The organism is Jiangella ureilytica, from assembly GCF_004348545.1.
In the GTDB taxonomy this organism is placed as follows: Bacteria; Actinomycetota; Actinomycetes; order Jiangellales; family Jiangellaceae; genus Jiangella; species Jiangella ureilytica.
Window position 1 is genome coordinate 1 of sequence record NZ_SMKL01000019.1, and the last position, 20,591, is coordinate 20,591.

At 73.2% G+C, this 20,591-nt stretch carries 15 protein-coding genes; 3 read left to right on the top strand and 12 right to left on the bottom strand.

Features of this window, described 5'->3' with window-relative positions:
• The first annotated feature begins 45 nt into the window (after positions 1–45).
• On the top strand, positions 46–6,399 hold the full coding sequence (locus E1212_RS29380; protein ID WP_203416733.1) for an HtaA domain-containing protein: 6,354 nt from the start codon (positions 46–48) through the stop codon (positions 6,397–6,399).
• A 190-nt stretch (positions 6,400–6,589) separates the two neighbouring features.
• Positions 6,590–7,240: a LysE family translocator gene (locus E1212_RS10565; protein WP_131982082.1), complete on the top strand. Its 651-nt coding sequence runs from the start codon at positions 6,590–6,592 to the stop codon at positions 7,238–7,240.
• A 93-nt stretch (positions 7,241–7,333) separates the two neighbouring features.
• Here E1212_RS10565 and E1212_RS10570 read toward each other — a convergent pair whose 3' ends face one another.
• The 3 genes from E1212_RS10570 to E1212_RS10580 form a co-directional block, all read right to left on the bottom strand.
• Positions 7,334–7,675, bottom strand: coding sequence for a YciI family protein (locus tag E1212_RS10570; protein WP_131982084.1), 342 nt, complete (start codon positions 7,673–7,675; stop codon positions 7,334–7,336).
• Entirely contained in the window at positions 7,672–8,247 is a 576-nt protein-coding gene (locus E1212_RS10575) for a dihydrofolate reductase family protein (protein ID WP_131982086.1), read from the bottom strand. Before E1212_RS10575 ends, E1212_RS10570 begins: the two co-directional genes overlap by 4 nt.
• 607 nt (positions 8,248–8,854) lie before the next feature.
• Positions 8,855–9,175, bottom strand: a complete 321-nt coding sequence (locus E1212_RS10580) for a DUF2470 domain-containing protein (RefSeq protein WP_203416734.1) — start codon at positions 9,173–9,175, stop codon at positions 8,855–8,857.
• Positions 9,176–9,192: 17 nt separating this feature from the next.
• Between E1212_RS10580 and E1212_RS10585 the strand changes: the two genes are divergently transcribed.
• Positions 9,193–10,695, top strand: a complete 1,503-nt coding sequence (locus E1212_RS10585; protein ID WP_238992308.1) for a DUF7059 domain-containing protein — start codon at positions 9,193–9,195, stop codon at positions 10,693–10,695.
• A gap of 134 nt (positions 10,696–10,829) precedes the next feature.
• Here the strand turns inward: E1212_RS10585 and E1212_RS10590 are convergent, their stop codons facing one another.
• The 9 genes from E1212_RS10590 to E1212_RS10630 all read right to left on the bottom strand — a co-directional run bounded on the left by E1212_RS10590 (position 10,830) and on the right by E1212_RS10630 (position 20,561).
• On the bottom strand, positions 10,830–11,648 hold the full coding sequence (locus E1212_RS10590) for a hypothetical protein (protein ID WP_131982088.1): 819 nt from the start codon (positions 11,646–11,648) through the stop codon (positions 10,830–10,832).
• Positions 11,645–12,397, bottom strand: a complete 753-nt coding sequence (locus E1212_RS10595; RefSeq protein WP_131982090.1) for a hypothetical protein — start codon at positions 12,395–12,397, stop codon at positions 11,645–11,647. The genes E1212_RS10590 and E1212_RS10595 overlap by 4 nt, the downstream gene beginning before the upstream one ends.
• Before the next feature lie 144 nt (positions 12,398–12,541).
• The gene (locus E1212_RS10600) at positions 12,542–12,946 is read right to left on the bottom strand and encodes a VOC family protein (RefSeq protein ID WP_131982092.1); all 405 of its coding nucleotides are present in this window, start codon (positions 12,944–12,946) and stop codon (positions 12,542–12,544) included.
• A gap of 14 nt (positions 12,947–12,960) precedes the next feature.
• Positions 12,961–15,192 carry a glycoside hydrolase family 31 protein gene (locus tag E1212_RS10605; RefSeq protein WP_131982094.1) on the bottom strand — a complete coding sequence of 744 codons (2,232 nt, stop codon included), beginning with the start codon at positions 15,190–15,192 and terminating at the stop codon, positions 12,961–12,963.
• Positions 15,189–16,319 (bottom strand): glycoside hydrolase family 15 protein, encoded by a 1,131-nt coding sequence (locus E1212_RS10610; RefSeq protein WP_131982096.1) that lies wholly within the window; start codon positions 16,317–16,319, stop codon positions 15,189–15,191. The genes E1212_RS10605 and E1212_RS10610 overlap by 4 nt, the downstream gene beginning before the upstream one ends.
• Positions 16,316–17,563 carry an ABC transporter substrate-binding protein gene (locus tag E1212_RS10615; protein ID WP_131982098.1) on the bottom strand — a complete coding sequence of 416 codons (1,248 nt, stop codon included), beginning with the start codon at positions 17,561–17,563 and terminating at the stop codon, positions 16,316–16,318. Before E1212_RS10615 ends, E1212_RS10610 begins: the two co-directional genes overlap by 4 nt.
• A gap of 22 nt (positions 17,564–17,585) precedes the next feature.
• On the bottom strand, positions 17,586–18,386 hold the full coding sequence (locus E1212_RS10620) for a carbohydrate ABC transporter permease (protein WP_131982100.1): 801 nt from the start codon (positions 18,384–18,386) through the stop codon (positions 17,586–17,588).
• Positions 18,379–19,341: a carbohydrate ABC transporter permease gene (locus tag E1212_RS10625; RefSeq protein ID WP_131982102.1), complete on the bottom strand. Its 963-nt coding sequence runs from the start codon at positions 19,339–19,341 to the stop codon at positions 18,379–18,381. Before E1212_RS10625 ends, E1212_RS10620 begins: the two co-directional genes overlap by 8 nt.
• Positions 19,338–20,561, bottom strand: coding sequence for an ROK family transcriptional regulator (locus E1212_RS10630; protein WP_131982104.1), 1,224 nt, complete (start codon positions 20,559–20,561; stop codon positions 19,338–19,340). The genes E1212_RS10625 and E1212_RS10630 overlap by 4 nt, the downstream gene beginning before the upstream one ends.
• Between the last annotated feature and the right edge of the window lie 30 nt (positions 20,562–20,591).

Consider the following 20,591-nt stretch of genomic DNA (forward strand, 5'->3'; position numbering starts at 1 on the left):
GCCCGCACCGTCGGCGCCCAGACGTGGGCGCTGGCGCAGGCCGCCTTGGATCAGGTCCCGGCGCAGTACCAGGACGCGATCCGGGCGCAGTGGGCCGAGATCGACGAGGACGGCACGTTCACGGCCGAGCTGACGCTGGCCAAGCCCACGGACCGCACGACCGGTGAGCCGGTCGAGTGGCCGGCGGACACCACCCTCGGCGTCTACACCTATGCCGCCGGCGGCACCACGAACGCCGACCAGGAGCTGTCCGTCCCGCTCACCGTCGCCGAGCAGACCGACCCGGACCCGGAGCCGATCGACGTCACCGCCGCCACGTTCGAGTGGGGCATCAACCTCGTCTCGCAGTACGGCTCGCCGGCCGGCGGCTGCAGCTTCTTCGTCGCCGGCATCGCCGACGGCACCGAGGCCAGCTACCAGACCCAGGACGGCGACGTCCACCTGCTCAAGCGGCTGGCCGACGGCCGCGCCACCGCGGTGACGGCGGAGAACCGCTGCCACCCGATCGCCGACGACAAGATCAACCAGCGCGCGCTGTTCACCGGCGGCACCGGGCGGATCGAGGCGACCGGCGCCGGCGCCATCTCGTGGACCGGCGCGTTCACCATCTACTCCTACGGCGGCATGGTGCCGTGGTACGTCCGCGACCCGCGGCTGACGGTCGACGCCGACGGCCACGGCGTCATCACCGCGGAGGTCGGCGGCTTCGCGTCGTCGATGGAGGACCCGACGGTCAAGGAGCCGCTGGACCCGGAGCAGGACGTCACGATCCTGGAGCTGGACGGCGTCCAGGTCGTCGACGGCGCGCTCACCGGCACCCCGGTCTACCAGGGCGTGGACTACTTCCCGCTGAACGACCCGGCCGACCCGGAGTCCGGCCGGCGCGAGACGTCGGCGATCCCGGACGAGGCCAAGGCGGCCAACCCGAACTGGGGCTCCTGGCCGACGCCGATCGTCGACTTCCACTACCGCACCGGGCTGTCCTCGTACTGGCACACCAGCGGCCTCAGCGCCGACCCGAACAAGCCGCCGCTGCCCGTCCTGATCGAGCTCGACGGCGGCGTGCCTGAGCTCGTCGACGTGTACCCGGTGACGATCACCGGACAGCCGCAATGGGCGCAGGCCGTCACCGGCGAGGACGCCACGTTCACCGTCACCGCCGAGAGCGACGATGCGCTGACCTACCAGTGGCAGCGGCGCGCGCCCGGCGCGACCGAGTGGCAGAACGTCGACGGCGCGACGAGCACCACGCTGACGCTGCCGGGGGTGACGCCGGCCGACACCGGCACCTACGTCCGGGTGATCGTCGCCAACAGCACGACGTCGCTGACGTCGACCGCCGCGGGTGTGCAGGTGCAGGACGCCGCGGCACCCGAGCTGTGGTCGTCGCCGCTCGACGTCATCACGTTCGAGGGCTACAAGGCGCAGTTCGCCGCCGACATCGCCGGCTGGCCGCGGCCCACGTACCAGTGGCAGACCAGCGCCGACGGCGGCGCGACGTGGACCGACCACGGCGCGGCCGGCATCGCCAGCAGCCTCGAGCTGACCGGCGTGACGGCGGAGCAGGACGGCCTGCTGGTCCGCGCGGCCGGCGGCAACGGCCGCGGCGCGGACGTCGTCACCGAGCCGGCCGAGCTGACCGTGCTGCCGGCGCCGAGCGAGCCGACCCTCGCCTTCCCCGAGGGCGCCGAGTTCGATCCCGCCGCGGACTACCTCGTCCTGTCGGCGGTGGGCGGCGGCTACCCGGTGCCGACCAGCACCGTCACGCTCGCCGTCGTCGAGGCCGACGTCTGGGCCGCCCGCGACGACACGTTCGACCGCGAGACCGACACGGTCACGTGGAGCGAGATCCACTCGGTCAACTTCACTGACGGGTTCTTCGACGCCGGGCTGTACGTCGAGAAGGGGCTGCTCGACCCCGAGAAGGACTACGTCTTCGTCACGTTCAGCACCACGCCGGGCGACCACAGCCACGACGCCGAGGTGGCGATCCCGCTCGCCGACGGCGAGCCGGTCTTCGAGCCGTCGATCGAGGTGTTCGCGGCCGACGGCGTGACGCCGGCCGCCGAGGCGGAGCTGACCTACGGCGACACCGTCGTCGTGAAGGGCTCCGGCTTCGACCCGGCCGGCAACGTCGCGCCCGAGGGCAACCGCCCGCCGATCCCGGCCGGCGTCCCGGCGGGCAGCTACGTCGTCTTCGGCTCGTTCGCCGAGACGTGGCAGCCATCGGCAGGGGCGCCGTCGAGCGCCCGCACCGTCGGCGCCCAGACGTGGGCGCTGGCGCAGGCCGCCTTGGATCAGGTCCCGGCGCAGTACCAGGACGCGATCCGGGCGCAGTGGGCCGAGATCGACGAGGACGGCACGTTCACGGCCGAGCTGACGCTGGCCAAGCCGGTCGACCGCACCACCGGCGAGCCGGTCGAGTGGCCGGCGGACACCACGCTCGGCGTGTACACGTACGCGGCCGGCGGCACGACGAACGCCGACCAGGAGCTGTCCGTCCCGCTCACGGTGAGCGAGCCTGCGATGCCGGCGCTGACGCTGTCCGCGTCGGCCGCCCTGGACAACGCCGGCAGCAACGCCGTCGAGGTGACCGGCAGCGGCTTCGCACCGCAGCGGGCGATCGAGGTCGTGCAGGCGGTCCGGGTCGAGGGCGCGGACCCGTCGACCTGGCCGGCGGCGGCCGGCTCGGCCCGGGTCATGACGACGGCCGGCGGGGAGTTCATCGTCCCGGCCAGGCTGACCGCCGTGACGTCGCGGTTCGTGCCGGACGGCGGCGGCGATGTCTACGACTGCAAGGTCGTGGAGTGTGTCCTGCTGGCGACCGATTTCGGCAACCCGGGCGACCGGAGCCAGGACGCCTGGGCGCCGATCGCGTTCGACGACGCCGAGCGGCCCGCGCCGTCGGCGACGCTGGACACCGCCGAGTTCCCGGCGGAGGGCGGTGCCACGCACGTGCACGGCACCGGCTTCATCGCCGGTGACCACGTGCTGGTCGTGCAGACCACCGCACTCGGCGACGTCAGCGACCCGCGGGAGCTGCCGCGCAACCCAGCCGGCACCAGCCAGCTGGTCCCCGGCGAGGGCGACGGCGCGTGGGCGCTGCGGCTGGACGGCATCGCGCCGACCTTCACCGCGCAGGACGGCTCGACGGTGGACTGCCGCCAGGTCGAGTGCACGGTCGCCCTCTTCCCGAGCGGCCGCGCCGACCTGGCACAGAGCGTCTTCGTCCCGATCACGTTCGCCGGCGAAGAGCCGCCGGTCGGCGACAGCCACCTCGACTGGGGTGTGAAGGCGTCGTTCCGGAACTACGTCACCGGGCCGATCGCGCACGGCGCCATCGAGGTGCGCGACCCGGCGACGCAGAACGAGGACGGCACGTTCCGGTTCAACGACGGCACCGGCACGGGTGACGCGTCGGCGGCGGAGCTCGGCTTCGCCGGCGAGGTGCACTTCTCCGGGCACGACCTGGGCGCCGGCCCGCTGCTCGAGCTGACCATCACCGACCCGCGGGTGGAGGTCGCCGGCTCCGGCGGCACCCTCGTCGCCGACGTGGTGAGCAAGTCGCTGGCCTCGGGTGACCTGGTCACCTACGACGACGTCGAGCTCGCCGAGCTCGACTTCACCGACCACCCGGTCACGGTGACCGACGGGGTCGCGGCCGCCTCGGACGTACCGGCGACCCTGACGGCCGACGGCGTGGCGGCGTTCGCGGACTTCTACCCCGCGGGCACCGAGCTGGACGCCGTCACGTTCACCGTCGCGCTCGAGGACGAGCCGCCGGCGCCCACGCCGGCGGTCACCGTCTCGGAGATCGAGGATCTCGACCCGTACGCCGACCAGATCACCGTCACCGGGTCCGGGTTCACCCCCGCCGACCTGGCCGGCGGGCTGCGGGTCGGCATCGGCGAGCTGACCGGCGACGGCAGCGTCCCGGCGCTGGACCCGGTCGAGACCGTGACGTTCGAGGCGGCCGGGCTGCTCGCCACCGCCCGGGCGGCGCTGCTGGGCGAGTTCGAGGTCACGCTGACGACGGGCCGGGTCGAGCCGGGCACCACGCTGGCGGTCTACACGTCGCCGGTGGAGCCGGAGGCGGATCCGGCGTTCACCACGCAGACGCCGATCACGTTCGCCGACGTCCGCACGCCGCAGCTCACCGTCACGCCGACGGGGGAGCTGGCCGTCGGCACCGAGGTGAGGATCGAGGGCACCGGCTTCGCGCCGAACCGCCGCATCTCACTCGCCGTCACCGCGAACGCCGAGCAGGACCCCGAGTACGGCTGGCCGACCGGCTGGCTGCAGCACGAGGTCGTGCAGGCCGACGCCGGCGGCACGTTGTCGCGGACGCTGGTGGTGGCGGGCACCGTCACGGGCAGCGGACTGGACTGCGTGACGACCGCCTGCTTCGTGGCGAGCTTCAGCTCGGCGCAGGAGGCCGACGCGACACCGGTGGACTACCGCGCCGACCGCAGCCAGGACGTGCTGGTTCCGGTGACGTTCGCGGACGACCCCGGCCCGCAGCCGGAGCCGGCCGTGACCGTGGCACCGGACCCCGTGGTGCAGGGCGAGCCGGTCACCTTCACCGGAACCGGGTTCGTGCCCGGCACGACGGTGGCCGCCGTGGTCGACCACGAGGCCTCGCCGACCGGCACCGGCACGCTCGACTGGGGAGTGAAGGCGTCGTTCCGGAACTACATCACCGGGCCGATCGCGCACGGCGCCATCGAGGTGCGCGACCCGGCGACGCAGAACGCCGACGGCACCTACCGTTTCGCCGACGGCACCGGTGACGCGACCGCGCTGTCGTTCGGCGGCGAGGTCTACTTCTCCGGTCACGACATGGGCGCCGGCCCGCTGCTCGAGCTGACCATCACCGACCCGCGGGTCGCGGTGTCGTCGGCGACCGACGGCGTGCTGGTGGCCGACGTGGTCAGCAAGTCGCTGGCCAGCGGCGAGCTGGTGACGTACGACGACGTCGAGCTGGCGGCGCTGGACTTCACCGACCACCCGGTGACCGAGGCCGACGGCGTGGTCGCGGCGTCGGACGTGCCGGCGACCCTGACGGAGGACGGTGTGGCGGCGTTCGCGGACTTCTACCCCGCGGGCACCGAGCTGGACCCCGTCACGTTCGAGGTCCCCGCCGGCGAGGCCGCGGCGGCCCGCCTGGCACGGGCGGCGGTCGAGGCCGGCACCGGCACCGTCGGCGCGGACGGCACGGTCGAGATCGGCTGGACCGTCCCGGCGGAGTTCGCGGCCGGCGGGCACACCGTCGACCTCGTGGTGGCGGACGAGTCGCTGGCGAGCACCACGTTCACCGTCGAGGCGGCGGACGAGGAGCCCGAGCCCGACCCGGAGCCGGCGGTCACCGTCGACCCCGAGTCGGTGGCGCAGGGCGAGACGGTCACCTTCGACGGCACCGGCTTCGGCGCGGAGGAGAGCATCGAGGCGACGATCGTCGTCGATGCCGCGACCGAGGAGCTCACCTTCGACAACGACCACGGCCAGGCGGTCACCGTCCGGTCGGCGGACGGCAGCCCGCTGGTCCAGCGCGACGGCAAGCTGCTGGTCGTCGTCGGCGGCGAGCTGGACGTCACGCTCACCGGGCTCGAGCCGACGAGTGCGGAGAACACCCCGGAGGCCCCCGCCAGGTTCTACCTGCTGACGGCGGTCGACAACGGCCCGGGCGAGGTCGCGACGCCGGCCATCGGCGGCGTCGACACGACCGGCGAGTCCGGCACGTCGCGGTGGATCACGAACTTCCCGTACCCGGGGAGCGAGGACATCGTGGTGCCCATCACCGATGGGGTAGCCGAAGCAGGTACCTCAGCTGAGGCTCGAGGGGCCGGCGTGGCCGAGACGTCGATCGCGCTGGTCGCGGCCGACGAGTACGCCGACTGCGGGGCGGGCTGCGTGCTGTACCTGCGCACCGACCACCGGTCGGCGGCCAACCGCGCGTTCGACCTGCGGGTGCCGCTGGAGTTCGTCACGGCCGCCGAGCTGGCCGAGGCCGCGGAGGCCGACCCGGTGACCGTCACCGGCACGACGTCGGCCGACGGCACGGTCGCCCTCGAGTGGACCGTGCCGGCCGACTCGCCGGTCGGCCCCGCGACGGTCACGCTGCGAGGCGCGGAGTCGGAGCGCTCCGCGTCGGCGGAGTTCACCGTCACCGCGGCGCCGTCGGGCGACGACGACGGCTCCGACGACGGTGCCGAGGACGGAGGGGACGAGAACGGCGACGCTCCGGGCGGTGGGGAGAACGGGTCGGACGACGGGACCGACGACGGTGACGGCGGCCTGCCCGACACCGGCTCGGACCCGCCGCTGATCCTGGGCGCCGGCGTGCTGCTGCTGGCCGGCGGTCTCGCGGTGGCGCTGTACGACCGGCGCCGCCGGGCCTGACCGCCACTCGTGCGCCTGGTCGTTCCCACGGGAGCGACCAGGCGCACGACCCTGTTCGACTCGCATGCGGAGTCGCGCTCCGCCCGGCCGTGGTCGAACGTGATCGTGAGGCAACGCCGGCGTACCTTTTCGAGCAAGATCAACTTCGGTGGTGCGGAATCGCCGTCACCGACGACGGGTTGGAGGAGGCATGGTGAGCACTGGAGCGCTGCTCGGAATCGCGGTCGTCGCGCTGGGCCTCGTGCTCACGCCCGGGCCGAACATGATCTACCTGGTGTCGCGGTCGGTGACCCAGGGCCGCCGGGCCGGGCTGATCTCGCTGACCGGCGTCGCGGCCGGGTTCTTCGTGTACCTGCTCGCCGCGGCGGCCGGCATCGCGGCGGTCTTCACGCTGGTGCCGGCGCTGTACACGGCGTTGAAGATCGCCGGCGCGGCCTACCTGCTGTGGCTGGCGTGGAAGGCGATCCGGCCGGGCGGCGACTCGGTGTTCGCGCCGAAGCCGCTGCCGGTCGACCCGCCGCGGCGGCTGTTCGCGATGGGCCTGGTGACGAACCTGCTGAACCCGAAGATCGCGATCCTCTACGTGTCGCTGCTGCCGCAGTTCGTCGACCCGTCCCGCGGCGGCGTCGCGACGCAGAGCGTGGTGCTCGGGTTGACCCAGATCGCGGTCGCGCTGACGGTGAACGCGCTGATCGTGCTCACCGCGGGGGCGCTGGCGTCGTTCCTCGGCTCGAGGCCGCTGTGGCTGCGGGCACAGCGCTGGGTCATGGGCTCGGTGCTGGCCGCCCTGGCGGTGCGGATGCTCACCGACCGGTCCAAGCCGGTCGCTGCCGCGACCTGACGCTGCCGCACGAGCGCTCGACGGGCTGGGGCTGGGTCGGCGGCCCGGGTCCTGCTGAAGCCGAATGCGGCCGGCGGCCGGAGCCGGCCCCCGTCAGCCGGCGGGATCGTACTGGAACGCGCGCACCTCCTGGGCGCACCGGCAGGCGACCGCGATCTTCGCCGCCCACTCCAGTGCCGATTCGCGGGAGGGCAACTCCAGTACCGTGTAGCCGCCTTCGAGCTGCTTCGTCTGCGGATAGGTGCCCTCGGTCACGGTCCCGTCCCCATCGACCAGGACGGGCGGAACGCTCTCGTCGATGCCACCGCCGAACACCCAGACGCCGGCGGCCTTCGCCTCGTCCACCACCGCGTGCGCCGCATCCGAGACCGCTTGACGATCCTCGGCGGGAAGGCTCATGGCGCCACTGGGGAACGAGATCAGGTACTTCGTCATCGCGTCGGGCCTCCCTGACGCACTCGGTAGTGGACGTACACGACGCCGTTGGCGAAGCGGCGCTGCTGGACGAGCTCGAGGTCGAGCCGGACGTCGTCGGGGAGGAAGCGGGTGCCGCCGCCGACGACCACCGGCGTGATGTACTGGCCCACCTCGTCGACCAGGCCGGCGCGCAGGGCCGACGCGGCCAGCCCCGGTCCGTCGACGGTGAGGTCGTGGCCCGCCGTCGCCTTGAGCTCACGGACGGCGTCGGGGTCGAACGTGCGCTCCAGCCGGGTTCGCCCGCTGCTCACGGACTCGAGCGTCGTCGAGTACACGACCTTGTCGGCCGCCTGCCACGTGCGCGCCCACTCGAGAACGAACTCGGGCTGGTCGGGGACGGTGTGCGCGGTCTCCCAGTAGACCATCGTCTCGTACATCCGCCGGCCGTAGAGGAACGTGCCGATGCCCTTGGCCGTCTCGTTGACGAACGAGTGGAGCTCCTCGTCGGGAGCGGACCAGTCGAAGTTCCCGTCGGCGTCGGCGACGTAGCCGTCGAGCGACGTGATCATCTCGTAGGTCAGGTTTCCCATGCGGTCTCCCGGGGTCGGGCGGATCCGGTACCAGCCGGTCGGGCACGGCGCTCAGCGCCTGCGGGTTCTCCCACACCGCCATGACCTCGTACGCCCGGCGCCGAGCGGGTGGCTGCCGTGGGTCCGGTGCGGATCGACCACGAACGTGCTCACCTCTCGGTCCGGGACGAACCGGTCGACGTTCCCGTCGGCGTCCTCGATGTAGCCGTCGAGTGACAGGTCCCGGTGTGGATCAGCGCCCCATGCGCGTGACGCTACTGAAACTGCTCCTGAATTGCAATCAGTTGAGTCGGCGGAAGACGGTCCGAGGCAGGCCATGTCCCAGTCGACGTACACCGCGGCGGCGCGGGACCGGATCAGCAGGTCGTCCTCGCGCACGTCCCAGTGGCACAGCGTCGGCCCAGCGGCCGCGCCGGACCTCGGCCAGGTCCGGCAGCCTCCGGTCCCGCAGCCTCGGCGGCGACGGCCGCGTCGCGCCGCGCGGCGACATCCCGCCGGACTGCTCGGCCGTCGTCACGACCGGCGTGCCGAGCGACGCCTCGACCCAGCTGCGCACCGTCGCCGGGACCTCGCCGTAGGGATCCGGACGCCGGCCGCGCGGGTCAGGTCAGCGCCCGGAGCCGGACTCGGTGCGCGGTTCGACGCCGAGCGCGGCGGCGGCCTCCGTGGACATCCGGGTGAGCTCCTCGCGGATCGCGGGCCGTTCGCTGAGTGGGCGGCTGAACGGGACGCGCACGGCGCGTTCCTCGTCGCCGACAGTCACCTTGAAGTCGACACCCGAACCGTCGACGTGGAAGAGCTCCGCGGCGGTGGCGTCCGGCGTGTCGCCGAGCGTCTTGACGATCATCAGCGAGTCCTCGGTGTGATCCTCGTTCATGTGCTTGGCAACCGCGGAGACCACATCCGGGCCGAAGGGGTTATCGCTCACGGGGTGAGAATACCCACGTGACGACACGACTACCGGGCCTGACCGACGACGACGGCGCCCGGCTGCGCGACGCGCTCGCGGCGGCCGGCTACACCGTCGACGGGGTCCGCGACCTGCTCGGCCCGCGGGCGTCGGCGGCGCTGGACCGCAACGAGACCACGCCCGGGCGGCTCGCGGTCGCCGGACGCGACGACGCCCTGGCGTTGCTGACCCGGCTGTGGTCGCTGCAGGAGCCGGTCGAGTGGCCCGCGATCGAGCGGGTGCTGCCGATCGAGGCGCTGGTCACCGGCGGTCTCCTGACCGCCGACTACGATGACGACGCCGTCCGGGCGGTCGTCGACATCCGGCCGTACGCCGACGACACCGGCGACTGGTGGGTGGTCGCCGACCTCACGCCCGGCATGGACGGCCACCGCGCGCCCATCGCGAGCGACCACGTGCTCGGGCTCAACGCGGCCTCCAGTACGCTCGCCCAGCTGACCGTCCGCCGTCCGGCCGGCCGTGCGCTCGACCTCGGCACCGGCTGCGGCGTCCAGTCGCTGCACCTCGCCCGGCACTGCGAGCACATCGTCGCGACCGACGTGAACCCGCGGGCGCTTGCGCTCGCCTCGCTGACCGCGCGCCTCAACGGCCTGGGCGACACGGTCGAGCTGCGGGCGGGCAGCCTGTTCGCGCCGGTCGCGGGCGAGACGTTCGACATCGTCGCGACGAACCCGCCGTTCGTCGTCTCGCCCGGCGGCAGCCACGTGTACCGCGACGGCGGCCTGCCCGGCGACGAGATCTCCCGCCGGGTCGTGGCCGACGGTGCGGCGCACCTGGCCGACGGCGGCCTGCTGCAGTCGCTGGCGAACTGGATGCACGTGCGCGGGCAGGACTGGCAGGACCGCCTCGCCTCGTGGATCGAGGGGACCGGCTGCGACGCCTGGGTGATCCAGCGCGAGGTCGAGGACCCCGCCGAGTACGTGGAGCTGTGGCTGCGCGACTCCGGCGAGATCGGCGGGCCCGGCTACGCGCAACGCTACGCCGGCTGGCTGCGCTGGTTCGACGAGAACGCCGTCGAGGGGATCGGGTTCGGCTGGATCGCGTTGCACCGCTCCGGCGCCGCCGATCCGTCCGTGCGCATCGAGGACTGGCCGCACGCCGTCGAGCAGCCGCTCGGCGACCACGTCGCCGGCTGGTTCGACCGGGTGTCCGCCCTGCGCATCGACGACGAGGCGCTACTCGGGGCCCGGCTCACCATGGCCGGCGACCTCGTGCAGGAACAGGTCGGCCGGCCCGGGGAGGAGGATCCCGAGCACCTGATCCTCCGGCAGCGCCGCGGCCTGCTGCGTGCCGTCACCGCCGGGACGGCCGAGGCCGGCTTCGTCGGCGCCTGCGACGCGACACTGCCGGTCGGCGCGATCGTCGACGCGCTGGCGACGGTGCTCCAGGCCGATGCCGCGGAGCTGCGGGCCGACCTGTTGCCGCGGGTCCGCACTCTCGTCCAGGACGGCTTCCTGGAGTTCGCCGCCGCTCAGTAGAGCCCGATGACGCCGATCCGGAACTCGGCGGGAACGGTCCGCGTGGCGGCAAGACCGCGTCCTGGCCGAACTGCGGCGCCACGTGGACGACGACCGTGCCGATCGGGTCGTCCACCGTGCGGACCGCACGGATGTCAGGAGGCGGAGGCGACCGACGAGAGGCCGACGAACAGGTAGACCAGCCCACCGAGCGTCACGCCGACAGCGGCGATCAGGGGGACGCCGCGGGTGATCCAGGCCAGCCGCGACGAGTGGCGCGCCGACTCGCCCAGTATCGAGCTGCCCTTGATCACCAGCAGGCCGACGGCGGTGAGGGTTCCTGCCAGGCCGACCGCGAAGCAGACCACCAGGATCAGCGCGTACAGCGTGCGCCCGGTGAGGATGCCGCTGATCAGGATGAGGAACGCCGACGGCGACGGCAGCAGCCCGCCGGACAGCCCGAGCGCCACCAGGCCCCGCCGGGACCAGGGCGCCACACCGGGCGGCGGCTCATGGCCGTGACCGTGCCCATGCCCATGCCCGTGTCCATGACCGTGCCCGTGGCCGTGTCCGTGATCGGCGGCGGCCAGCGCCGGCGCGGACCGGACGCTGCGCACGAACCGCCGCAGCAGGCCGACGCCGACGGCGATGACGATGACGGCCGAGATCACCTGCAGCCAGGACGTGAGCAGCCGCGTGTCGGTGCCGCCGGACGCCGTCAGCCCCACCCAGCCCAGCGCCAGCACGAGCACCGAGAACGTGTGCATGCCGGCGACGATCGCGCCCAGCAGGAACGCGTCGCGGTACCGGCCGTGCGAGCCGAGCAGGTACGCGGCGGCGATGGACTTGCCGTGCCCGGGGGCGACGGCGTGCGCGCAGCCGACGACGACGGCGACGACGAGGCCGGCCCACCAGACGCCGGGGTTGTCGAAGAGCGAGATCAGCCGGTTGTCGAGTTCGTAGAGCCAGTTCACCGGGCCGCCTCGACGGTCTGCGGGGAGGAACCGGCGACGTCGGCAGCGGCAGCGGCACCGGCACCATCGGCGCGGCGGCTGCCGCGCCGCCACCACAGCACCCCACCGGCGACGGCGGCGATGACCAGCCCGCCGGCCGCGGCCAGCGCCACCTGCGCCGTGCCGCCACCACCATCGGCGTCGAAGCTCCACTGCTGCGTGGCGGTGGTCGTCGTGAACAGCGCCTGCGCGGGCTCCGACGAGACGTCCGACGTGACGACCGTGCGGTAGGCCTCGTTGATGTCGGTGAGCGTGGTGACCGTGAGGTCGACGGTGGTGACCGGCTGCGGGCAGGTGTAGACCAGCTGTGCGCCGAGCGTCACCAGGTCCTGCAGCTCGGTGACCTGCCCCTGGCACGGCTGCCCGTCCTGCTCGATCAGGAAGTGCGACAGGAGGTAGCTGGGCAGGTTGTCCGACTGCGCCAGCAGCTGCGCGCCGGTCAGCGGCTCGCCGGTGCCGCCCGTCTGGTCGGTCTGGTCGGTGAAGGCGCCGAGGAACTCGCCCAGGTTGACCCAGTCGTCCTCGGCGGCCGTCCACGTCACCGTGACCTCGGCGCCGTCGACGTCCAGTCGCGCCGAGAGCGGCGGCCCGAACGGATGCGCCTGCGCGGGCGGTGCTGCGACGACGGCGACTCCTGCGGCCGGGACGACGGCGGCGACCGCGGCGGCGACCAGCCGGCGCAGGCCGCGGCTCCGGTGGGCGATCGGCACCGGCCCTCCTTCGACGTGACGGGACTCCGCCCAGCCAACATCGGCTGGGCGCGCAGGATCCGCCGTCGGGTCGTCGTCCGCGTGAATCCGAGATGAACTTCCCGTTCATCCCGGCATGTCCGGTCACGGAGAGCCGGCGACCGCCTACGAGGAGCCGGCGGCCGCCACCTGGGCGTCGCTGCGCAGGATGCAGAACTCGTTGCCCTCCGGGTCGGCGAGGGTGACCCAGCCGGTGCCGGGGCCGTACGTGCCGCGATGGTCGGCGACCTCGGTGGCGCCGATGCCGCGCAGCCGCTCGATCTCCTCGTCCTGGGTGCGGTCGGTGGGGCGTAGGTCGAAGTGCACCCTGTTCTTCGCCGACTTGGGCTCCGGCACCTCGATGAACAGCACCTGGTGGCTGCCGTCCGGCCGCTGGATCATGCACTCCTCGTGGCCGGGCTCGTTGGGGTCGTCGGCGATGTCGACGTAGCCGAGGACCTGCTTCCACCACTCCGACAGCTGGTAGGCGTTGGCACAGTCGATGGTCGTGTGCGCGATGCGGGACGTCATCGTCACACCCTGCCCTACGACGGCAGGTCTTCGAACACCCCTCGCAGCGACGGCCACGCACCCGCACGGCAGTACACCGGGACCTCGTCGATCGGCACCGGCCGGGTGACGATCTGCCCGCCGGCCACCGGCGTCGCCGTCCACACGTCGACCCAGGCACCCGCCGGCAGGTAGACGTCCCACGTCGACGCCCCGGCCGAGAGCACCGGCGCCACCAGCAGCGCGTCGCCCAGCAGGAACTGCCGGTCCACGACCGACCACGCCGCCGCGTCGCCCGGGAAGTCGAAGAACAGCCCCCGCATCAACGGCGCCCCGCCCGCCACCGCGGCCGAGGCCGACGACGACAGGTACGACACCAGCCGCTCCCGCAGGTGCGCGAACCGGCGGAACACCGGCAGCACCCGCTCGTCGCCGGTCCGTTCGGCGACGTTCCACGGCGTGCGGTCGCGCAGCGGCAGCCGGTGGTGGTTGAACTCCGAGTGGTACTGCATGATCGGCATGAACGCCGACGCCGCGGTGGCGCGCAGGTACAGCTCGGGGTCGGGCACGTCGCCGGAGAAGCCGGCCAGGTCCCAGCCCCAATAGACGATCCCGCAGGCGCCCGCCGTCACCCCGGCGACCACCGCCGACCGGAAGCCGGACCACGTCGAGTCCTCGTCGCCGGCCCAGAACGCGCCGTGCGCCTGCGAGCCGGTGAACCCGGCCCGGCTGAACGTCACGGGCGCCTTGCCGGCCGATCGCAGCAGGTCGCCGTAGGCGCGCGCGTACTCGACGGGGAACCGGTGGTTCCCGGCCAGGCCGCGCAGCGCACCGCCGTCGTGCCGCAGGTCGCGCCCCCACGCGTGCTCGCCGCCGTCGGTCTTGAAGCCGTCGATCCCGACCTCCTCGACCAGATAACGGCGCTTCGACGTCCACCACGCGCGCGCCTTCTCGGCCGCGAGGTCCGGCATCAGCGCGAGCGGGAACCACCAGCCGCGGTTGCGGTACGGCCGCCCGTCCGCCTCGGTGACGACGAACCCGCCGGCCACCGCCGCCCGGGCGTCGGCCGCGAGCTGCCCGCGAGGGTGCGGTCGCATCTTCAGCAGCGGGATCTGCCAGAGCAGCACCCTCACGTTCCTCGAGTGCAGCTCCTCCACCATCCCGCGAGGGTCCGGCCAGGCGCCGCCGGCGGGGAAGGTGAAGTCGGCCAGCCGGTGCGGCCCGCCGTCCTCGTTCACCTCGTACTGAGCGTCGCGGAACGCCGTGAACGTCGACTCGTCGCTCCACGCCTCGATGACCAGCGCGCCGACGGGGATGTCGTGCTCCCGGTGGGCGTCCATCTCGGCCATGACCCGGTCCTGCGTGTTCCACTCGTTGCCGCTCGCCCAGAGCCGGAACACCCAGTCCGGCAGCACCTCGGGCCGGCCCGCCTCGTCGACGAACTGCCGCACCACGTCGGCGGGCGAGCCGGTGAAGACGCCGACGGAGAGCGCGTCGTCGCCGTCGAGCTCGGCCTCGACGACCAGCCGGTCCGGCGTCGTCGCACCGACGTCGTACCACGTCCGCCGGGCGGTCCGGACGTGGAACCCCCACGACCCGGCAGCGCCGACGACCAGCGCGAACGGCATCGGCAGATAGGTCCGTCCGTGCTCGCCCTGCGCCTTGTACTGCTCGAACACGACGGCGTCGAGCGTGCGGCCGCGCTGGTCGACGGCGTCGTAGCGCTCGCCGAAGCCGACCACGTGCTCGTCCGCGGCCAGCCGCAGCGCGAACCGGACCCGCCGCAGCCCCTCGCCGCCGGTCAGCCACTCGACGCTCCCCGGCACCAGCCGGTCGCCGTCCACCGCGAGCGACCCGCCGTCAGCCGACCAGGCGCCGGCCGAGACCTCGTACCAGCGGGTCCGCCGGGTCGTGCCGCCCTCCGTCGTCGCCACGAACCGGTACCGGTACACCGTCCCGGCGGCCAGCGGCGGCGTCGTCACCGACCAGTAGGTGCGGTCGGCGAGCGAGCGGGCCTGCGCGGCGGCCAGGTGCCCGCCGTCGCCGCCGGTCTCGTCGTCGCTGCTCGTCGACGACGGCGGCAGCAGCGGCCTGGTCACGATGCCGCCTCCGGCGTCACCGGACCATTCGCACGACACGGCGACCACCGCGGCCGACGCCCGGACCCGCAGCTCACAGGTCTCGCCGTCGACCGGGAGCGCCGGCACCCGCTGGTCGCCGCTGACGGCGTACGGGTGCTCGGAGCCGAACGGGCGGTGCCGGATCATCGGGCCCTCCCCACCAGTGCGAGCTCGGACGCGAGCACCAGGTACATGCCGTGCGACCAGAGCAGGGGCGTCGCGACCGTGCCCCACCGGTCGATCCACTCCTGCTCGCGGCCGGGCGCCAGCAGGTGGTGCCCCACCTGCTCGGGCAGCTCGCCCGCCGGCGTGGCCTGGGCGGCGATCCAGCGCAGCGATGCCCACGCCTCGTCCTCACGCCCGGCCGCGGCCTGGTTCCAGCCGAGGAACGCCGTGAGCAGGGGCCACTGCCCGCCGCCGTAGAACGTGTCGGCGGCGTACCGGTGCACGCCGCCGTCGACGCACAACGCGTGCTCGACCGCGGCGACCGTCGTCCGCCCGACCTCGCTGTCGACGGCGACCAGCCCGAACGGCGCGACGCAGGCCAGCAGGCTCGCGTCGACGTCGGCCGCGCCGAGCCACTTCGTCAGGTGCCCGTCCGCGACGCCCGAGGACAGCACCAGCGCATCGATGGCGCCGGCGGCGTCCGCCGCGGCCGCGCGCTCACCCGCCGAGAGCGCACCCGCCAGCGCCGGGTGCGTCGTCGCCGCCGCCAGCCCGGCCCGGATCGCGCCGAGCGTCGACACGTGCCGCTGGTCGACGTGCTCCTCCCACCAGTCGTAGCAGGGCCGGGACCAGAAGGTCGTCAGGTAGCGGACCGCCGTCGCCACGCCGCCGTCGACGCCGTCGACCACGCCGTGCCGGTCGGTGTGCGACGCGAGCGCCCACAGCCAGGTGCCGTAGCCGTCGAGCTGGAAGTCCCACCACGGGTCGTTCCCGACGGCGCCGTCGATGGTGTAGCGGGTCGGCAGCAGGTCGGCCACCGGGATGTGCTCGCCCCGCCCGGCCCGTGCCGCCAGCGCGTCGACCTGGTCGGTGCGCTTGGCGAGCACCTCGGCGCACCACCGGTGGAACGCCGCCGCGCCCTCGGCGTCGCCGTAACGGCTGGCGCCCTCGGCGATGAACGCGCCGTCGCGGAACCAGCTGTAGCCGCGGTACGCGCTGAACGTCGGGCTGGCCGGGTAGGCGCCGGACGGCGCCTGGTGGGTCGCGATGACCCGGTGGCTCGCCTCGGCGAGCGCGAGCAGCCCGGTCCGGGTGGGAGCGTCGGTCACAGCAGCTCGTCCACCCGGGCGGCGGCGTCGGCGACGGCCTGCTCGACGGTCTTGCGCCCGGCCGCGGCATTGCCCAGCTCCTCGGTGACGGCGTCCTGCATCTCCTGCTGGCGGACGATGACCGGCGGCAGCACGGTCTCCTCGAGCGCGTCGAAGACGGCCTGCCGGTTCGCCGGCGGGGTCTGCTCGAGGTACGGCGCCAGCTTGTCCTGGTCGGCGATCGGCGGCAGCTCCCACCCGGCGTTCAGGCGGGTGTCGACGGTGGTGTCGGACGAGGTGAGGAACTCCAGCCACGCCTGTGCCTCCTCGGGGTGCTCGCTGTTCGCGCTGACCACGACGCCGTTGGTGAACATGGCACTGGCCTGGTTGACGTCGCCCGGCTCGACCACGACGTCCCACTCGAACGGCACGTCGGCCAGCGGGCCGAACATCCAGATGCCGCTGTGCCACATGGCGAGCTTGCCCTCGCGGAACAGCGTCGAGTCGAAGTCGGGCGTGCCGGCGCCCTCGGCCTCGGTCGGCATGACGGTGCCGGACTTGCCGGCCAGCCAGGTGGCGGCCGCGATGCCCTCGGGCGAGTTGAACGCCGTCGCGCTGCCGTCCTCGGTGAGGAACTGCCCGCCGGCCTGGGCCAGCGCCTTGTAGAACTCGTGGAACGTGGCCGGCTGGTAGTCGCCCCACACGCCGGCCGCGGTGTCGGTCAGCGCCTCAGCGGCGGCCCGCTCGTCCTCCCAGGTCCAGTCCGCCGTCGGCTCGGGCACGCCGGCCGCCGCGAACAGGTCCTTGTTGTAGAACAGGACGACGTCGCTGAACGACTCCGGCAGGCCGAGCTGGGCGCCGTCGTGCTGGAAGGCCTCGAGCAGCGACGGCGTGTAGGCGCCGCCGTCGACGTCGAGCTCGGCCAGCGCGCCGCTCTCGGCGTAGGTGACGAAGTTCTCGTAGTTGAGCTCGAACGCGTCGGCCTCGGTGCCGCCGGCGACCGCCGTCTGCAGCTTGGTGAAGTAGTCGGCGTACGGCGTGGTCTCTATTTGGACGTCGATGCCCGGGTTCTCACGTTCGAACGACGCGGCAATCTCTTCCAAGTGCTGCTCGTTGCCGCCGTTGGACGAGAACTCCATGTAGCGGACGACGACCTGGCCGTCCTCGCCGCTGTCCTCGCGGGTCGCGGAGCCCTGCGAGCAGGCCGAGAGGGCCAGGAGTGTGGCCGCGGCGGCGACGGTGCCGAGGCGGATCGGGTGTGCCATGGGAACTCCGTTCGGTCGAGCGTCACTTGAGCCCGGAGCGGGCGACGCCTTGGATGACGTATTTCTGCGCCGCGAGATAGAGCACGGCGATCGGGACGATGCTGATCACGGAACCGGCCATCACCACGTCCCACTCGGTGGTGAACTGGCCGTGCAGGGTGCTGAGGCCGAGAGGCAGGGTCATCAGCTCCGGCGAGCGGATGACGACCAGCGGCCAGAGGAAGCTGTTCCAGCTGGACATGAACGCCAGCACGGCGAACGTCGCCAGCGCCGGGCGCATCAGCGGCCAGACGACGGAGACGAAGATGCGCAGGTGCCCGGCGCCGTCGATGGTGGCCGCCTCGTCCAGCTCGATCGGCACCTGCGCGACGGCCTGCCGCAGCAGGAAGACGCCGAACGCGGACGCGATGCTCGGCGCCAGCAGGGCGGCGTAGGTGTCGACGAGGTTCAGCTCGCGCATCTCGATGAACAGCGGGACGACGAGCACCTGCATCGGCACCATGAGGGTCGCGAGGTAGACGAGGAACAGCGCGTTGCGACCGGGGAAGTCGAGCCGGGCGAAGGCGTAGGCGGCCATGGCGCTGGTGACGAGCTGCAGCAGCGTCGAGGCGACGGCGATCCAGAGGCTGTTGGCCAGGATCCGCCAGAACGGCATCGCGTCGAGCAGCGTGCGGTAGGCGTCGAGGCCGGGCTCGTCCGGGATCAGGTCCGGCGTCCCCAGGCCCGCGCCCGGCGTGAGCGAGGTGATCACCGTCCAGGTGAACGGGAACAGCATGACGAGGGCGCCGACGGTGACGCCTGCGTAGAGCGCGGCCCTACGCATAGGTCACCCACCGGCGCTGGCCGCGGACCTGGACGATCGTGACGACGAGGACGACGGCGAAGAGCAGCCACGACAGCGCCGACGCGTCGCCGGCCCGGCCGTAGCGGAAGGTGAGGTCGTAGATCTGCTGGACGACGACCTCGGTGGCGCCGGCCGGCCCGCCGCCCGTCATGACGTACACCTGGTCGAACACCTGAAAACCGTTGATCAGCGAGATGACGACCACGAAGAAGGTCGACGGCGACAGCAGCGGCAGCGTGACGTGCCGGAAGCGCTGCCAGGCGCTGGTGCCGTCGACCCGTGCCGCGTCGTACAGCTCGCCGGGGATGGCCTGCAGGCCGGCCAGCAGGATGATCATGACGAAGCCGAGGTCCTTCCACGCCGACGCGAGGATCACCGACGGCATGGCCCACGCGGGGTCGGTCCACCAGCCGGGTCCGTCGATGCCGACGAGCCCGAGGACGTGGTTGACCAGGCCGTTCGCCGGGCTCAGCAGCCATCGCCACAACAGCGCGACGACCACCCAGCTGGTGACGACCGGCAGGAAGTAGGCCGCGCGGAAGACGTTGCGGCCTCTGAGGGCGGTGTTGAGGGCCAGCGCCGCGGCCAGCCCGAGGAGGTAGACGAGCGGCAGGTAGCCGGCGATGTAGCCGAGCGTGTGCCCGAACGCCGCCCACGTGTCGCCGTCGGTGAGGAGCTCGCGGAAGTTCGCCAGGCCGACGAACTCCATGGGGGTGATGAGGTTCCAGTCGTGCAGCGCCACCCAGAGCGAGCTGACCATCGGGACCAGCGTGAACAGCGTCAGCGGGATCAGGCTCGGCGCCAGGAACAGCGCGACGATGCCGGCGCGGCGCAGCCGGTTGCCGCCGTAGCGGAGGGTGCTGCGGTGTCGTCTCTTGGGGGGCGGCGACGGCGGCAGCTGCCGTTGGGTGCGTGGCGCGGTCGAGGTGCTCATGACAGCTCCCCGGCGAGTGCGCCGCCGAGCCGGGCCCGGACCAGCTCGCCCTGGCCGCCGGTCGCGCCGGCCGCGTCGTACGGGGTCGCGAGGACGAGGGCGGCGGCGCCGAGCGCCCACGACGTGTCGTCCCACGACTCGACGACCACGGGGACGCCGCGGCGCGACGGCATGAGGTGCGCGCGCAGGCTGGGCTCGAAGCCGGGGCGCCAGTGGTCCCAGGCGCGGGTACCCTCCCCGAGCACGATGACGATCTCCGGGTCCATGACGTTGATGAGCCCGGCGACGCCGCGGCCGAACATGCCGCCGGCGGTGGAGAAGATGCCCCTGACGGTGGTCGATCCGGAGTCGGCGAGGTGCTGCAGGTCGGCGAGCGTGGCGCCGGCCTTCGTGAGGCCGGCCCGCTGGGCGGCGCGCAGCAGTGCCTCCTGCCCGACCGACGCCTCGAGGCAGCCGGAGTTGCCGCACGAGCATCGCGGTCCGTCGGGGCGGACGGGGAAGTGGCCGAACTCGCCGGCGCCGCCGTTCGTGCCGCGGTAGACGCTGCCGTCGACGACCAGCCCGGCCCCCACCCCGCGCCCGATGGTGACGACGAGGAAGTTGCGGTGGTGGCGGCCCCTGCCGTACAACCGCTCGGCGACGGCGAGCGCGTTGACGTCGTTCTCGACGAGGACGGGCACGGGCAGGGCGGCGCGCAGCCGGGCGCCGAGGGCGAGGCGCTGCCACCCCAGCGTCGGCGCATCGACGGCTCCCGTCTCTTGATCGTCGACCGCCCCGGGCACGCACACGCCGACCCCCAGGAGCGGCGCCGCGTTCTCACCGTCCCCCTCGGGGCCGGCTGCGAGGAGTGGGCGGAGCAGGTCGACGAGCCGGTCGGGGGCGTCGGCGGCCATGGCGTCGAACGGCCACTCCCACGACTGCCGCACCTGGCCATCGAGGCGGACGTCGACCACGGCGACGTGGTCGGCGGCGACCTTCGCCCCGAGCGCCCGGCCGGCCGACCCCACCAGGCCCAGCAGCACCGCCGGGCGGCCGCCGCGGGACGGACGGTGCTCGACCTCGGCGACCAGCCCGCGCGCCAGCAGATCCTTCACGATCTGCGTGACGGTCGCGGGACTCACCCCCAGCACGCGGGCGATGTCCGTCCTGCTCAGCGGCCCGGACGTGCCCAGCGCGGCCAGCACGGCCGAGCGGGTGAGGTCACCGCGGGGAACGGGCATCCGGCACTTCCTTCACGACTAAAGTTAGTC

Coding starts and splice junctions, on each gene's coding strand:
- E1212_RS10605 (WP_131982094.1), bottom strand. CDS start 15,192: ATGATCCGGCACCGCCCGTTCGGCTCCGAGCACCCGTACGCCGTCAGC.
- E1212_RS10575 (WP_131982086.1), bottom strand. CDS start 8,247: ATGGGAAACCTGACCTACGAGATGATCACGTCGCTCGACGGCTACGTC.
- E1212_RS10565 (WP_131982082.1), top strand. CDS start 6,590: ATGGTGAGCACTGGAGCGCTGCTCGGAATCGCGGTCGTCGCGCTGGGC.
- E1212_RS10620 (WP_131982100.1), bottom strand. CDS start 18,386: ATGCGTAGGGCCGCGCTCTACGCAGGCGTCACCGTCGGCGCCCTCGTC.
- E1212_RS10615 (WP_131982098.1), bottom strand. CDS start 17,563: ATGGCACACCCGATCCGCCTCGGCACCGTCGCCGCCGCGGCCACACTC.
- E1212_RS10630 (WP_131982104.1), bottom strand. CDS start 20,561: ATGCCCGTTCCCCGCGGTGACCTCACCCGCTCGGCCGTGCTGGCCGCG.
- E1212_RS10570 (WP_131982084.1), bottom strand. CDS start 7,675: ATGACGAAGTACCTGATCTCGTTCCCCAGTGGCGCCATGAGCCTTCCC.
- E1212_RS10625 (WP_131982102.1), bottom strand. CDS start 19,341: ATGAGCACCTCGACCGCGCCACGCACCCAACGGCAGCTGCCGCCGTCG.
- E1212_RS10600 (WP_131982092.1), bottom strand. CDS start 12,946: ATGACGTCCCGCATCGCGCACACGACCATCGACTGTGCCAACGCCTAC.